The 13,744-nt window shown below is 64.8% G+C and carries 13 protein-coding genes, 1 tRNA gene and 1 pseudogene; 7 read left to right on the top strand and 8 right to left on the bottom strand.

Features of this window, described 5'->3' with window-relative positions; genetic code table 11:
* Positions 1-25: 25 nt before the first annotated feature.
* From PI246_RS06805 to PI246_RS06770, 8 genes and pseudogenes are all read right to left on the bottom strand, one after another.
* Positions 26-337: a type IV secretion system protein VirB3 gene (locus PI246_RS06805; RefSeq protein ID WP_320550536.1), complete on the bottom strand. Its 312-nt coding sequence runs from the start codon at positions 335-337 to the stop codon at positions 26-28.
* On the bottom strand, positions 330-785 hold the full coding sequence (locus tag PI246_RS06800; protein WP_320550535.1) for a TrbC/VirB2 family protein: 456 nt from the start codon (positions 783-785) through the stop codon (positions 330-332). The genes PI246_RS06805 and PI246_RS06800 overlap by 8 nt, the downstream gene beginning before the upstream one ends.
* A 533-nt stretch (positions 786-1,318) precedes the next feature.
* Positions 1,319-2,065: pseudogene (locus PI246_RS18545) on the bottom strand (lytic transglycosylase domain-containing protein); the annotation flags it as partial.
* 41 nt (positions 2,066-2,106) lie between these two features.
* A complete protein-coding gene (gene virB11 / locus PI246_RS06790) occupies positions 2,107-3,141 on the bottom strand; it encodes a P-type DNA transfer ATPase VirB11 (RefSeq protein WP_320550534.1) in 1,035 nt (344 codons plus the stop codon).
* A 10-nt stretch (positions 3,142-3,151) separates the two neighbouring features.
* Positions 3,152-4,420 carry a TrbI/VirB10 family protein gene (locus tag PI246_RS06785; RefSeq protein ID WP_320550533.1) on the bottom strand — a complete coding sequence of 423 codons (1,269 nt, stop codon included), beginning with the start codon at positions 4,418-4,420 and terminating at the stop codon, positions 3,152-3,154.
* Positions 4,417-5,163: a TrbG/VirB9 family P-type conjugative transfer protein gene (locus PI246_RS06780; RefSeq protein ID WP_320551202.1), complete on the bottom strand. Its 747-nt coding sequence runs from the start codon at positions 5,161-5,163 to the stop codon at positions 4,417-4,419. Before PI246_RS06780 ends, PI246_RS06785 begins: the two co-directional genes overlap by 4 nt.
* Positions 5,164-5,237: 74 nt before the next feature.
* Positions 5,238-6,176: a virB8 family protein gene (locus PI246_RS06775; protein WP_320550532.1), complete on the bottom strand. Its 939-nt coding sequence runs from the start codon at positions 6,174-6,176 to the stop codon at positions 5,238-5,240.
* Between the two features lie 13 nt (positions 6,177-6,189).
* A complete protein-coding gene (locus PI246_RS06770; RefSeq protein ID WP_407069788.1) occupies positions 6,190-6,666 on the bottom strand; it encodes a hypothetical protein in 477 nt (158 codons plus the stop codon).
* A gap of 1,091 nt (positions 6,667-7,757) precedes the next feature.
* Between PI246_RS06770 and PI246_RS06765 the strand changes: the two genes are divergently transcribed.
* From PI246_RS06765 to PI246_RS06735, 7 genes are all read left to right on the top strand, one after another.
* Positions 7,758-8,267 carry a CinA family protein gene (locus tag PI246_RS06765; RefSeq protein ID WP_320550531.1) on the top strand — a complete coding sequence of 170 codons (510 nt, stop codon included), beginning with the start codon at positions 7,758-7,760 and terminating at the stop codon, positions 8,265-8,267.
* Positions 8,268-8,370: 103 nt separating this feature from the next.
* Positions 8,371-9,414 carry a recombinase RecA gene (recA, locus tag PI246_RS06760; RefSeq protein WP_320550530.1) on the top strand — a complete coding sequence of 348 codons (1,044 nt, stop codon included), beginning with the start codon at positions 8,371-8,373 and terminating at the stop codon, positions 9,412-9,414.
* On the top strand, positions 9,395-9,907 hold the full coding sequence (locus PI246_RS06755; protein WP_320550529.1) for a regulatory protein RecX: 513 nt from the start codon (positions 9,395-9,397) through the stop codon (positions 9,905-9,907). The genes recA and PI246_RS06755 overlap by 20 nt, the downstream gene beginning before the upstream one ends.
* 65 nt (positions 9,908-9,972) lie before the next feature.
* Positions 9,973-12,606 (top strand): alanine--tRNA ligase, encoded by a 2,634-nt coding sequence (gene alaS, locus PI246_RS06750; RefSeq protein WP_320550528.1) that lies wholly within the window; start codon positions 9,973-9,975, stop codon positions 12,604-12,606.
* Positions 12,607-12,907: 301 nt separating this feature from the next.
* Positions 12,908-13,105: a carbon storage regulator CsrA gene (csrA, locus tag PI246_RS06745; protein ID WP_144909934.1), complete on the top strand. Its 198-nt coding sequence runs from the start codon at positions 12,908-12,910 to the stop codon at positions 13,103-13,105.
* A gap of 74 nt (positions 13,106-13,179) precedes the next feature.
* A tRNA-Ser gene (locus PI246_RS06740) sits at positions 13,180-13,272 on the top strand.
* Between the two features lie 114 nt (positions 13,273-13,386).
* Entirely contained in the window at positions 13,387-13,737 is a 351-nt protein-coding gene (locus PI246_RS06735) for a DUF3147 family protein (RefSeq protein WP_320550527.1), read from the top strand.
* Positions 13,738-13,744: the final 7 nt, after the last annotated feature.

Below are 13,744 nucleotides of genomic sequence, written 5' to 3'. Positions count from 1 at the left end.
GCAGTTGCCTGCCAGGGCGTGGCTGTCAGCGTTTGGATTTCTTCGAGGGATCCCGGTAGCTGTTCGGCGTGAACACCCACATACCGTCGTGCTCCTTGAGGTTTCGCATGCGAGTGCGGAACTGGAAGCGCAGCCCGAGCAACCGGAAGATCATTTCGTCACGCTTGGCCATCTGCCGCATGATGAAGATGACCACCGGGATGGTCAGGAGGTAGAAGAGGTTCAGGTACACGGACAGCAACAGACCGGCACCCGCTCCCATGAAGAAGGGGATGTAAGGCACCCCCATGAACATGGGTGGGCGGGTGCAACCGCGGAACAGCGCGTTCTTATGCATGCAGGTGCAGGAAGTGCTGGACGTAGCCGATGGCGTCGATGACCAGGCCCAGCTCCTTGCCGCTGCTCGAGGTGCAGGCAGAGGCGCCGGCCGTGGTGGAGCCGTTACCGCCGACCACCATCTTCGCGACCTGCGCGGCCGCGCCGATCAGCACGCCGCCGACGAGCGCCGGAGCGACATCGCCAATGCGCTTGTGCGCGAAGGCGATCTGGTAGCCCGAGAAGATCACGGCGATGGTGACCACCACGATGGAGGCGGCGTTGAGCAGGGCGTTGATGTTCTGGAAGAACCCGCACACCTTCGTGCCGGTATCGCCAAGACCGTCGCTGTCCGCGCCGAAGGCGACGGCGGGAAGCATCAGGGCCATGGTCACGAGAACGAAAGCGATCTTGCTGGACAGCGGGGCGTTCGACGGATCGATCGTGGTGTTGTAAGACGGCTGGGCCATCGCAATAACTCCTAGGTCAACGGTTGGTTCGATGTCGCGACTGCTCGGGGCAGTCACCGGAATGGCTACGTAGGTAGCCGGTGAGGTGGATCCATTGCCCCGAGGCGGCCGGTGCAATGAGGCGGCCCGTAGGCCATCGCCGGCATCCCACAGGACGGAGTGCCGGACGATTCGGTGAGCCGACGCGTGCGCCGGCGACAAGTTCAGAACACGAAGGCGCCATCGCCACCTCCGTTTCGAAGATCGGCGCCGTCGACGGCCGGGGTGCGGGCGGCGGATGGCTGAGGTACGCCCGTGGTCGGCGCGGCGTCGTTAGGGCCTCGCACCTGTGGCACGAACACCCCGTTGTCGTTGTTCTGGGGCGCCGCCTGGTCGCCCCGTGGCGATGCGGCCGAAACGCCCACGCCGGCCATGAGCGCAGCCGTCGTCGGATCCGTCGGGATCTGCCCCGGCCGAGGCGTGGCGGGAGGCAACTGGGCGCCGATCTGGCTCATCACCGCGGCCGTCGCCGGATCGGTCGGAATCGGACCCGGGGGCGCGCCAGGCGAGGGCACCATCCCGGGCTGTTGCAGCGAGGCCTGCGCGAGCGCCATCTGTGCCTGACCGATCATCTGCAGGTCGTCGGCCGTCATGGCGCCGGTCGGTGGAGCCGCCTGTGGGCCCACTGCCGAAACGCGGCTGATGGCCGGCACGATGGCGGCGGACAGTGCGGCGTCGGCGACGCTGCGCATGGCCACGCGCGCGGCGGCATCGTTGCTGGCGACGGTCGGTGCCGCCTTCGCCATGCTACGGGCCGCGGTCGACGCGACCTGAAGAGGAATAGGGCTTGCCCCGACCATGGCGGCCTGTCGCGCCATTGAGTCGAAGATCTTCTGGACGTAGCCGTCCTGGTAGCCGGTGACAAAGTTACCGGAGTAGTAGCAGCTGAACGCCTTGCCCCAGTCGCCACCGGCGCTGGCGTAGCACTGCGCCAGGATCCGCGAGCCCGCCTGGAGGTTGGGGCAGAGGTCGAACGCCTTCTCGTACGAGTCGAGCCCGTATTTGCCGAGATTGGCGCGATTGACCTGCGCGACGCCGAGGGAAAAGTTGTAGCCCTTTTCTTCCAGCATGCGCACGGTGGCGACCGCCTCGGGAAGATTCTGCGGCTGGCGCACGAGCTGGCCGCCCACCACGCCGATGGCGTAGGGGTTTCGGCTCGATTCGACATTGACGACGTGCTGCATCACCTCCGCCGGGACGGCGAGGTTTTGGCAACCCATCATTTCAAGTCCTGTTAGCACCTCTACAACTCCTGTCTGATGACCTTGGGGTGTTACGTGTCTTACCCCCCGCCCATGGCCCGGGCGGGGTTGAAATCGATGCCGGTGATGTGACGCTTGCCGGCGTGCGCGCGGATGTGTACTACGATGTCGATGGTGAGCATCAGCAGGCGCTTGATCGTGGCGAACTCCAGGCCGGCGCCCTCCGTGGATGCCTTGACCATCAGGGCGAGCTGGTCCCAGGTCTGCTCGACGCTGCCCGCGTGGCAGCTTGTGATCGACCCGGGGTGGCCGGATGCGCAATTTCGGATGAAGTAGAACGACTCGTCACCGCGCAGCTCCGCCAGGATAATTCGGTCGGGCTTCATGCGCAGGCAGGCTTCCATGCAGCTCTTGGCGGTGACGTTGCTCGCGCTCTGGCCGCCCTTCGAGTACAGCAAGTGCACGACGTTGGGCTGGTCGATGAACAGCTCGCGGGCATCCTCGATGGTAACCAGGCGCTCGTCGGCCGGAATATGGTTCACCAGCGACTTCATGAAGGTGGTCTTGCCGCTACCGGTGGCGCCGGCCACCACGATGTTCTTCTTGCCGAGCACGGCCCGACGGAAGAAGTCGGCGTAGCGGCGCTCGGCACGCAATTCCAGCAGTTCGCGGTCGACATCGCTGAGGGCGTGTGCCCCTTCAACCACCTGGTCGAAGAAGCCGTCGTCCTGGTACTGCGCCAGCGTCTTGGTCTGTCGGGAGGGCAGGCGAATGGTGATCGAGACGCGGCCCGCCTCGCAGGCGGGCGGAATCACGAACTGCGCACGCTGGCCCGTCGGAAAGGTCAGCGACACCACGGGATCGGTGTCGGTAATGCGTTGTCCCGTATTGCTCTCGTTAACCACGGCCGTGCAGAACTGCCGCGCACGTTCGAAGGTAAGGCTCGGCACCTCGACGCGACGCCACGCCCCGCGCGATTCCAGATAGAGCTCGCCCGGGCGATTGATGCAGATTTCCGTGACGTCCGGCGACGCCAGGAAATCCCGGACGCCCAGCACTTCGTACTGGTAGTCCAGGAAATCGTTCCCGACGACGGCGAGGGCGGGTTCGTTCATCGTGGGCTCGTCAGTACCGGGCGACCACGCCAGCGAAGTCGACATCCTTGGCGACGTAGATGTCCAGCACGGTGCCTTGGTTGATCGTCACCGTGGCCGGGCGATTCGCCGCACGAGCCACGGCGCTGTTGGCCAGGTTCTGCAGCGTCTGGGCCGTATTGCTCTCGAACGGGCTCTGCGTGACCACGCCGTTGCTGATCGTCGTCTGGCGCGGACCGTGTTCGGCGGCTTCATACTTGAATGCGTCGCTGAAGAGGCTGATCAGCAGCGCCGACCCGATGCGGCTACCCCAGTGGGCGTTATAGATACCCGGGTGGCCGGCACCGCCCAGCGTATCGATACCGGGGCTGGCCATGTTCACGTCGATGCCGGTAGGCGTCACGATGCGATCCCAGATCACCGCCACGCGGGGGCCGTTGGGCTCCATCGCGTACTTGCCCAGCACCTTCGAGCCCTTCGGCAGGAGCAGGCGCTTGCCGGTGAACGAATAAACCGGTTCGGTGACGATGCACGACGTGAATCCGGGGATGTCGGTGATGATCTTGGTTTCAAGCGTGCAACGGATGAACGTACCGCGGAGCATCAGCGTATCCGGATGCGTGAGCGGCTCGGCGCTCGACACGTCAGGGAGCTTGCTTTCGCCGTAGGCGGTATTGATGGGCACACCGTTGTACGACTGGGGCGGCAACTGCTGCGGACCCATGTAGCCCGGTGCGAAGCCGCCGGGGCCCGGCGCGGCGTTGCCGTTGCCCAGCGGGCCGCCGGCGACGGCCGCGCCCGACTGCTCCGCCGCCGCGATGCGGCGCTCGAGCAGGGTCGGGCCGGCGGGGCGCGACGGCATGTTCATCTGCGCAGGGCGAGTCTGCTCGGGCGTCGGCAAGGGCGGAGGAGGCGCCAGCGCGATGGGCTGCGCGGGCTGCGGCGGGGGAAGCTCCTGCAGGGGCTTAGGCGCCGCTGGCACCGTGACCGTTTCTTCCCGAGCCTTCGGCGGCGCCGTGGGCTGGCTGGAGCCGCTGGTCAGCAGGAAATAGCCCACGGCAAGCAGCAGCACCACGATGCCGGCGAGAAAGGCGATCGCGCGCCGGTTCATCCGGCGTACGTCGGCAGCGGCCAGTTGCGGGGCGGCCGCGTCCAGGTCCGGCTGCGCCTGACGCTGCTGGTTGGCGGCATACGGATTGCCCGATAGCGGCTCCTGCTGCTGCGCGCGCTCGTCATGCGGCGGCACGGTGTTGCCGCGCGCCGATTCGTCGTCCGGGTGGTAAGGATTATTCGGGCTCACTTCTTCGTGTTCCTTCGCAGACCCACGACATTGTCGTCGTGACGAATCACCAGGTAGTTGTACGTGCCGTGGACGACGATCGTGTTGCCTTCCACGGTCGTGTTAACGACCGATTCCACTCCATGCTCCTTTTCACGCATGTATACCGTCGGGAAATTGCCCGTCGGAAACTGCTTGAGGTCCGGCATCTTGATGTACGTGAAACGCCCATCGTCATAGACGTTGGTCGGGACGATCCAGATCGGCGTCTTGCGCGTCTTCGCGTAGTCGTAATCGAAGTTGTAGTCGCGACCCTTCACCAGAGCGGTGTCGAGCATCGGCGCGTCTTCGACCTTCTTCGTCTCGGCGAGGAAGCTGGTGTCGGCGGGGTAGGTGAACGTCACCTTGTATTGCACGCCCGCACGACGCGCCTGGTCGAGAGTCTTCCAGTCGGTGGCGACGACCTTCAGTTCGAAGATGTACGAATGCGTGGCCGTGCGCACCATCATGTTGGTGTCGACGTCCACGTTCTTGGGCTTGACGTAGAAAACGTTTTCACGGCGCGTGAGCTCCCAGCCGCTGCTGAAGCCCGTGCTGTAGTCCAGGATCTTCTCGTTGGGGCTCAGCTCGATCTGGGTCGTGATGCCCAAGCCGGTACGCACCGTGTAGATGCGGTTGGGCTCGTATTCGTAGGTCTGCAACGCGGGGGCGGGCGCTGCCACGACCGAGGCCGGCGGAGTCGCGGTAGGTGTCGATTCGGCCATGGCCGACGCGGTACCCACGGTGATAGCCATGCCGAGTGCGACGGCCAGGGCGGGCGGGATGGATCGGTGACTCATCAGCGACGGACTCCGTTCACGCTGCCACCCTGACCCGCGGGGGCGGGTTGGGCGGTGGGCTGGGCAAAGGGTTGGGACGCGGCGGGGGCCTCGGCCGAAGGCTGGTTGGCCTGAGGCTGCCCCGTGATGGTGGAGGCGGCGTCAGGAGCCGCCGCAGGCACTTGGCCGGCGGATGACGCCGATGCGGGACTGACCGGCACCTCGGCGGGCGCGGTGTCCGCGTAGTCGTTATCCACGCGATAGCTCGTCACCTGGAAGCCGAGCGGATTTTCGACGCGATAACGGTCGTCCATGCGCAGGTTCGGCTTGTAGACGAACGACATGGTGGCGATCTTGCTGTCCAGCGGCGTGGTCGCGCCCGTGTTCTTGTTGTACACCGAGCGCTGGAAGCGCACGGTCGCGCCCGTCGGCGGCTCCCCTGGCGTTTCGCTGGGGATCATCACGATGCTCAGGATCTTGACCCGGATGGCGCGGTCGCGCCCGTAGGTCTTGTAGGGCGCGTTCGGGTTGCGCACGGCGTTCAGGGCCATGTACTCCGAGGCGAGCTTCTGCGACGACATGGTCATGACCGTATCCCAGTCGCGCAGGAGGATCATGTCGTAGTCGTACGCCTCGCGCGCCATGATGAAGTGCGAGATGTTGCTACGATTGATCGCGTCGCGGGCGGTCAGCTGGCGGTTGAGCACGTCATCGGTGAGGCGCGACAGCGAACTGGTACCCGTGTAGGCGTCGGCCATGATGAGGTACGGCACTTTTTCCTTCAGGGGAAGGATGTAGAAGTAACCGCCGATCAGCGACAGCGACACGAACAGCGAGCACATGGCCACGATCCAGGCGCGCCGCTCGCTGCGGCGGGCCAGGTCGGCGATGGACACTTCGAAGTTGACCGATTTCGACACGGCGTCGTCGATTTTCGGCGAGTCCTTTTTCTTCAGCATCGTCGTCAATCCGTCACTTCGAGGCGGGCGTCGGCGAGGACGCCTCGGAAGGGGCGGGCGCGCCGGCGGCGACCGGTGCCGCGACGCTACTGACTTCCTCGACGACGATCTGCGGCCCGTCGATGAGCACGGCGACGCCCTGCGGCGCGTAGATGGCGCTCAGCTGGGCCGCCGCGTCGCGCGCTTCGGAGGTGTGGATTTGTGACGCAGCCTTCGGAAGCGTGAAGTCCGAACGCAGACGATAGGAAAGCTTCCGGTTGGTGTCGGTGCTCCAGCGCGTCAGCATCACCTTGAGCGTGCCGTCCATCGGGGAGGCGTAATACGAGTAGGGCACCTCGAGCGGAATCTCGCTGGCCTTGTCGTCGTAGTGGTTCACGGGCTTCCAGGAGCCGCCGAAATCCTTCGCCATCGGCGTTCCGCAACCGATAAGCGCGAGGCAAAGCATCGCGGAGGTGCCAAGCTGGAGCGTGGAGAAAAGGGATGTTTTCACGTTGAACTCGTAACTCTCTGAAAGGCAAGGTCTTTCTGATTACGGGTTGCGGCGTCGGTCCGTCGACGGACACCAGAGACCCACCCGGTACGGCCTGATTCTTATTCGGAAGAAGATCGTGTCCGCGCGTACGAAAACGCATAGTGCGCACAGGACGATGGACCGCGACACGTCACGGACATCGGAGGAAGCTTCGGTTTTCGATACGCCCACCGAGCCCCCTGGGCTCGTACCGCCTGCCAGCTATCCATTGAAACTTCCTGTTTGGGGCGAGGTGTTACGCCCCGTCAACGTTGTAACTCCTGAGACACCGTCGTCCGCAAGATCGCGATGCAAGCATGGCGATTTTTCGTAGCTTGGATGGAGCGCTGACGGATCCCCCACTCGGCGGACGAAGTCCGCGCCAAAAAAATACCCCATCATCTTTCGTTTGGCTAGCTCGGATGTGTGATGGCTTCGTGATTGATTTCGCGTAACAAACACGTCATGGAAACGTTTACATTTACGTTCGCCCTTACGGGTCTCGGGCCCAACCCGCATGTAAGCGCAGTCGGACGTCGAACAATTGACAGATAGGTGCCCGCAAGGTGACAGCGGAACAATTTACGTATCACGCGTGATACACCTGTGAGGTCATGTCCCATCCAAGCAGGACAAATGGCACCTGACGTCACGTTACGAGTGGCGTTCCCGTTGACCATGGAGGACGTCGATCCGTCGGTCGTCGTTCGTCGCCGGGCCCTGGTACGCCTCACCCCTGGCCGTGATTGCACACGCTCCGGTGGCCCCTTTTTCCATACGCCGTCGTATCGCTCGCGCAACGTGCGAAGGGTGTTTCATAAATCAATCAAGACGTGCTTTCTTTGCCAGTGCCCGAGACGACGGCTGACAAGGCGGGAGGGCGGCTGCGGGGGGGCTGCACAGGCGAATACCGCTGCGCCATGGGTGCGTGCGGCTCGCAGGCCGCGGGTGCAGCATGGCGCGTTGTGATGGGTGGCGGACTCGGCGGTTCCATGATGCCTATGCTTGGCGCGGGCGCTCGCCGGGTGTAGAACCTGCCGTTTACGCATCGCGATAGAGGCAAAAGCCGCATGACTCCCGAGACTGTTCCTTCCGACGCCGAACTGGCTGCGCTGGCAGCCGACGTCGCCAGCGCGGCGATCGACCGCCGGGTCATGGTCGCGACGGCGGAGTCCTGCACCGGCGGGTGGATCGCCAAGGCGCTGACCGACCTGGCCGGCAGTTCCGGCTGGTTCGAGGCCGGAGTGGTGACTTACAGCTACAGCGCCAAGGAGTCGTTGCTCGGCGTGAATCCGCGAACCCTGGAGCGGACCGGCGCGGTGAGCGAGGAGACGGTGCTGGAAATGGTATCCGGGGCGGTCGCGCGCTATGGCGCGGGCGTGGCGGTCGCCGTCACGGGCATCGCCGGCCCGTCCGGCGGCACGGCGGACAAGCCGGTAGGCACCGTGTGGATCGGCTGGAAGCGCCGCGGGGATTACGCCCACGCCCGGTTGTTCCATTTCGGTGGCGATCGCGAGGCCGTGCGGCGGCAGACGGTCGCCGCGGCGCTTGCTGGAATGGCGAATGAGCTGCGCCGCTGAGGTCCGCTCCCTATGGCACACTTGCCGATCGTGGATCGCAGTCGCTGAGACCATGCTCAGGCAAGATCCTCTTTAACTGATCAACACGTAACCGGATACCACGATGGACGATAACAAGCGCAAGGCGCTGGCCAGCGCCCTTGGCCAGATCGAAAAGCAGTTCGGCAAGGGTGCCGTGATGCGCCTGGGCGACCGCGTCGACGACCAGATCGATACCGTATCCACCGGCTCGCTCGGCCTGGATATCGCCCTGGGCATCGGCGGCCTGCCGCGCGGACGCATCGTCGAGATCTACGGTCCGGAATCCTCCGGCAAGACGACCCTCACCCTGCAGGCCATCGCCTCGTGCCAGCGTAACGGCGGCACGGCGGCCTTCGTCGACGCGGAGCACGCCCTCGATCCGTCCTACGCCGAAAAGCTCGGCGTGAACGTCGCCGACCTCCTGGTCAGCCAGCCGGACACCGGCGAGCAGGCGCTGGAAATCGCCGACATGCTCGTGCGCTCCGGTGCGGTCGACCTGGTCGTGGTCGACTCCGTGGCGGCCCTCACCCCCAAGGCGGAAATCGAAGGCGAGATGGGCGACTCCCACGTCGGCCTGCATGCGCGCCTGATGAGCCAGGCGTTGCGCAAGCTAACGGCCAATATCAAGAAGTCGAACTGCCTGGTCATTTTCATCAACCAGATCCGCATGAAGATCGGCGTGATGTTCGGTAGCCCCGAGACCACCACTGGCGGCAACGCGCTCAAGTTCTACGCCTCGGTGCGCCTGGACATCCGCCGCATCGGCGCGGTGAAAAAGGGCGAAGAAGTCATCGGCTCCGAAACCCGCGTCAAGGTGGTCAAGAACAAGGTGGCACCGCCGTTCCGCCAGACCGAGTTTGAGATCCTCTACGGCGAGGGCACCTCGCGCGAAGGCGAGATCATCGAGCTGGGCGTGCGCGAAAGCCTCATCGACAAGTCCGGCGCCTGGTACAGCTATAAGGGCGATCGCATCGGCCAGGGCAAGGAAAACGTCCGCCAGTTCCTCCGCGACAACCCGGCCATCGCCAATGAAATCGACACCGAGCTGCGCGCCCGCCTGTTGGTGAAGCCAGGTTCGGCATCCCCGGCGGCCGGTTCCGAGCAGGATGCGCTCGAAGAGGCCTGAGTCAGGCTCGGGGCGGGGCGACGGCAAGGCCGATCGCCCCGCCCGCACCGCATACGACAAGGCGCTGGGCTTGTTGGCCCGGCGAGAGCATTCGCGTCGCCAGCTCCGGCAAAAGCTGGAGCGCGGCGGTTTCGCGCGCGACGAATCGGCCGAGGCACTCGAGCGCCTCGGCGACCAGGGCTACCAGGACGACGACCGCTTCGCCGGTTCCCTCGTCCGCAGCCGGGTAGGGCAGGGATACGGCCCCGCCCGCATTCGGGCCGAGTTGCGTAGCCAGGGCATTGCCGACGAGGTCATCCGCCGGTTGCTGGAGGCGGCGGACGTAGACTGGCACCAACTCGCCGCCGACCAGCTCCGGCGTCGCTACGGCGGGGCCACCGCCGACCCGGCTGAACGGGCGCGCCGGGCGCAATTCCTCTTGCGTCGGGGCTTCGCCGCCGCCACAGTACGGGTTCTTACCCACGCCGATGCGGAAGACGCCGACGACGACTGAAGGCACTGAGCCTTGATTCCGGACGGGGTACTTCCGCGATACGCGGCCCCCAGCCCCGATCGCTCATGAAAACCGCCGACATCCGTTCGACCTTCCTCGAATTCTTCCGCTCCAAGGACCACACCATCGTGCCTTCGGCATCGCTGGTGCCGTCGAACGACCCCACGCTGCTGTTCACCAATTCGGGCATGGTCCCGTTCAAGAACGTGTTTCTCGGTAGCGAGAAGCCCGGCTACGTACGCGCTGCCGATGTGCAACGCTGCCTGCGCGCGGGTGGCAAGCACAACGATCTCGATCAGGTCGGTTACACGGCTCGTCACCACACTTTCTTCGAGATGTTGGGCAACTGGTCGTTCGGGGATTACTTCAAGCGTGATGCCATCCGTTACGCATGGGAGCTGCTTACCGAGGTCTACCGGCTTCCCTCCGACCGCCTGTGGGTCACCGTCTACCATACCGATGACGAAGCCTTTGGCATCTGGCGCGATGAGATGGGTGTGCCGGCCGACCGCATTGTGCGCATCGGCGACAACAAGGGCGCGCCCTACGCCTCGGACAACTTCTGGCAGATGGCCGACACGGGTCCCTGTGGTCCCTGCACGGAAATCTTCTACGACCACGGCCCGGACGTGGCCGGCGGCCCGCCCGGCTCGCCCGACGAAGACGGCGACCGCTACATCGAGATATGGAACCTCGTCTTCATGCAGTTCGATCGCGCACCCGACGGCACGCTTTCGCCGTTGCCCGCGCCTTGCGTGGATACGGGCATGGGCCTCGAGCGTCTGGCGGCCGTGTTGCAGCACGTGCATTCCAACTACGACATCGACCTCTTCGCGCACCTGATCGGCGAGGCTTCGCGTCTGACCGGCACGGCCGACGTGGGCAACAAGTCGCTGCGCGTCATCGCCGACCATATCCGCGCAGCGTCGTTCCTCATCGTCGACGGCGTGCTGCCCTCGAACGAAGGACGCGGCTACGTGCTCCGTCGCATCATCCGGCGTGCGCTGCGCCACGGATGGATGCTAGGCGTGCGTGGTGATTTCTTCTGGAAGATGGTGGCGCCGCTCGTGGCCGAAATGGGCGAGGCCTACCCTGAGCTGGCCGCGAAGCGTGTGTTCGTGGAGCAAGCCCTGAGAACCGAGGAAGAACGATTCGGCGAGACGCTCGAACACGGCATGCGTCTGTTCGACGATATCGCCGCCAAGTCGGGCCAGATCATTCCGGGCGCGGATGCCTTCCGCCTTTACGATACCTACGGTTTCCCGGTGGACCTCACCGCGGATATCGCGCGCGAGCGTGGCATGACCGTGGATATGGACGGCTTCGAGCGTGCGATGGGCGAGCAGCGGGCACGCGCCCGTGCGGCGAGCAACTTCGCCACCAAGGCGCAATTGCCCGCCGACGTGGCCAGCGCGCTTGCACCCACGGTATTCACGGGCTACGAGTCGCTTGAATTGGCTGACGCCCGCGTCGTTGCCATCGTGCGTGACGGCAAGGCGGTCGATGCGCTCGCCGATGGCGAACAGGGGTTTCTCCTGCTCGATCGCACGCCGTTCTATGCTGAATCGGGTGGTCAGGTGGGCGACACCGGCGTGATCCGTCATCCGTCAGGTGCCCTTGCGGTGCAGGACACCCAGAAGGTCGGTGGCGCGTTCTTCGCGCATTTCGGCGAATGGCAGGGCTCCGCACCGCTGCGCAAGGGTGACGTCGTCGGTGCCGCGGTCGATGCCGCGCAGCGGCAGTCCACCGTGCTCAACCACTCGGCGACGCATCTTCTCCACGCGGCCCTGCGCACGGTGCTGGGCGATCACGTGACGCAGAAGGGCTCGCTGGTGGCGCCCGAGCGGCTGCGTTTCGATTTCTCGCACTTCAAGCCGGTAACCCCCGAAGAGCTGGCGCAGATCGAGCGGATGGTCAACGACGAAGTGCGCCGCAATGCCCAGGCCGAAGTGCACAACATGGGCTACGACGAGGCCATCGAATTCGGCGCCATGGCGCTGTTCGGCGAGAAGTATGGCGCCGAGGTCCGCGTCCTGCGGATGGGTGAGTTCTCCACCGAGCTGTGCGGTGGCACGCACGTGTCGCGCACCGGCGACATCGGTCTGTTCAAGATCGTTTCCGAGTCGGGCGTCGCCGCCGGCGTGCGCCGTATCGAGGCGGTGACCGGCGCGGGCGCCATGGCGCGTGTGGCGGAGGAGGAGCGCATCCTCGGCGAGGTCTCGGGCATGCTCGCTGCCACCGGCGACGACGTCATCGAAAAGCTCCGCCAGTTGTTCGATCGCCAGAAGAAGCTCGAGCGCGAAATCGAATCGTTCAAGGCCAAGGCGGCCAGCTCAGCCTCCGCCGACCTGGCCGCGTCGGCCGTCGACGTGGCCGGCATCAAGGTGGTCGCCGCGCGGCTCGAAGGGCTCGACGCCAAGTCATTACGCGACAGCGTCGATGTACTCAAGCAGCAGCTGGGCGATTGTGCGGTGATTCTCGCGGGGGCTGTCGATGGGCGGGTCGCGCTCGTGGCCGGCGTGGCCGGAGCGGCTGCGGGCAAGGTGAAGGCGGGTGATCTCGTGGCCGAAGTGGCCTCCCGCATCGATGGCAAGGGCGGTGGGCGTCCGGACATGGCGCAGGGCGGTGGCCTGGATTCGGCCGAACTTCCGTCGATTCTTGCCGGCATTCCCGGTTGGGTCGAAGCCCGCCTTCGCTGAACGGGAGCAAAGGCCCTTCACGCCGGATCGCCGTGAGGTGATCCGGCCCTCGCTTTCCGCCGCCGCGTGCGTTGCGCGGGCTGGTTTGGCTCAGCTAGTATCAGTCGAATGTCGAAGGCGTCCTTCGGTATCGACCCGTCGGACCGACATGGCAGGACAGCTGGTCGGCGACACTCACAATTTAGAGCCGGGGAAGGCGGTCGGCCTTCGATGGTCGAAACGTCGATCCATCGGCGACAAGCACTCGGGGTGAATTGTCGTTGGTGGGGAAGCCAATACCTGATTTTATGGAGTATCAATCATGCTGATTCTGACCCGCCGGGTCGGTGAAACCCTGATGATCGGCGACGAGGTGACCGTCACCGTCCTGGGTGTGAAGGGCAACCAGGTGCGCATTGGTATCAACGCGCCGAAGAATGTCGCTGTCCATCGCGAAGAAATCTACCAGCGCATCAAGAACGAGGGCGACACCGGGGATCACTCCGGAAACGATCACTAACGCTTTACGGAGCAGGCAAGGACAAGTATCCTTGCTGGCTCGTCGAGTCGGCACGGCCGTCGAGACAACCATTCGGAGAGTTGCCCGAGAGGCCGAAGGGGCTCCCCTGCTAAGGGAGTATAGGGTCAAAAGCCTTATCGAGGGTTCGAATCCCTCACTCTCCGCCAGTTTGCAAAAAGCCCTGACCTGTCAGGGCTTTTTTGTTTTTCGTCCTTGGTTTGCCGGGCCGGGTCTAAGCGTGCGCTAAGCCGACACGTCGTGTGCTGCGATACCGTCCCGTGATGCCCTGGATCATCGTCAAATACCTCGCGACCGCCGCCGTCGTCGTGGCAGTGTCCGAGTTTGCCAAGCGCAGCGATCGCATCGGCGCGCTCGTGGCCGCGCTGCCCCTGGTCACCTTGCTGGCGCTGACCTGGCTTCATGTCGAGCGGCAGCCCGTGGAGAAGATCGCCAACCATGCGTGGTACACGTTCTGGTACGTCGTGCCCACGCTCCCGATGTTTCTCGCTTTTCCCTGGTTGCTGGCGCGCTGCGGATTCTGGCCCGCCATGCTGGCCGCGGCAGTGATCACCGTGCTGTGCTTTGCGGTGTTCGCGTCGCTGGTCAGGCCCCTTGGTATCCGGTTGCTCTAACCTCGCC

The sequence above is a fragment of the Luteibacter sahnii genome, from assembly GCF_034063545.1.
GTDB classification, from domain to species: domain Bacteria; phylum Pseudomonadota; class Gammaproteobacteria; order Xanthomonadales; family Rhodanobacteraceae; genus Luteibacter; species Luteibacter sahnii.
The sequence above is the reverse complement of the archived record's forward strand: the minus strand, read 5'-3'. Positions and strand labels throughout refer to the sequence as shown.

Bases quoted from the DNA above. Each gene is read 5' to 3' on its own strand.
- PI246_RS06805 (WP_320550536.1), bottom strand. From the start codon at position 337: ATGCATAAGAACGCGCTGTTCCGCGGTTGCACCCGCCCACCCATGTTC.
- PI246_RS06800 (WP_320550535.1), bottom strand. From the start codon at position 785: ATGGCCCAGCCGTCTTACAACACCACGATCGATCCGTCGAACGCCCCG.
- virB11 (WP_320550534.1), bottom strand. From the start codon at position 3,141: ATGAACGAACCCGCCCTCGCCGTCGTCGGGAACGATTTCCTGGACTAC.
- PI246_RS06780 (WP_320551202.1), bottom strand. From the start codon at position 5,163: ATGGCCGAATCGACACCTACCGCGACTCCGCCGGCCTCGGTCGTGGCA.
- PI246_RS06775 (WP_320550532.1), bottom strand. From the start codon at position 6,176: ATGCTGAAGAAAAAGGACTCGCCGAAAATCGACGACGCCGTGTCGAAA.
- PI246_RS06765 (WP_320550531.1), top strand. From the start codon at position 7,758: ATGACTCCCGAGACTGTTCCTTCCGACGCCGAACTGGCTGCGCTGGCA.
- recA (WP_320550530.1), top strand. From the start codon at position 8,371: ATGGACGATAACAAGCGCAAGGCGCTGGCCAGCGCCCTTGGCCAGATC.
- PI246_RS06755 (WP_320550529.1), top strand. From the start codon at position 9,395: ATGCGCTCGAAGAGGCCTGAGTCAGGCTCGGGGCGGGGCGACGGCAAG.
- alaS (WP_320550528.1), top strand. From the start codon at position 9,973: ATGAAAACCGCCGACATCCGTTCGACCTTCCTCGAATTCTTCCGCTCC.
- csrA (WP_144909934.1), top strand. From the start codon at position 12,908: ATGCTGATTCTGACCCGCCGGGTCGGTGAAACCCTGATGATCGGCGAC.
- PI246_RS06735 (WP_320550527.1), top strand. From the start codon at position 13,387: ATGCCCTGGATCATCGTCAAATACCTCGCGACCGCCGCCGTCGTCGTG.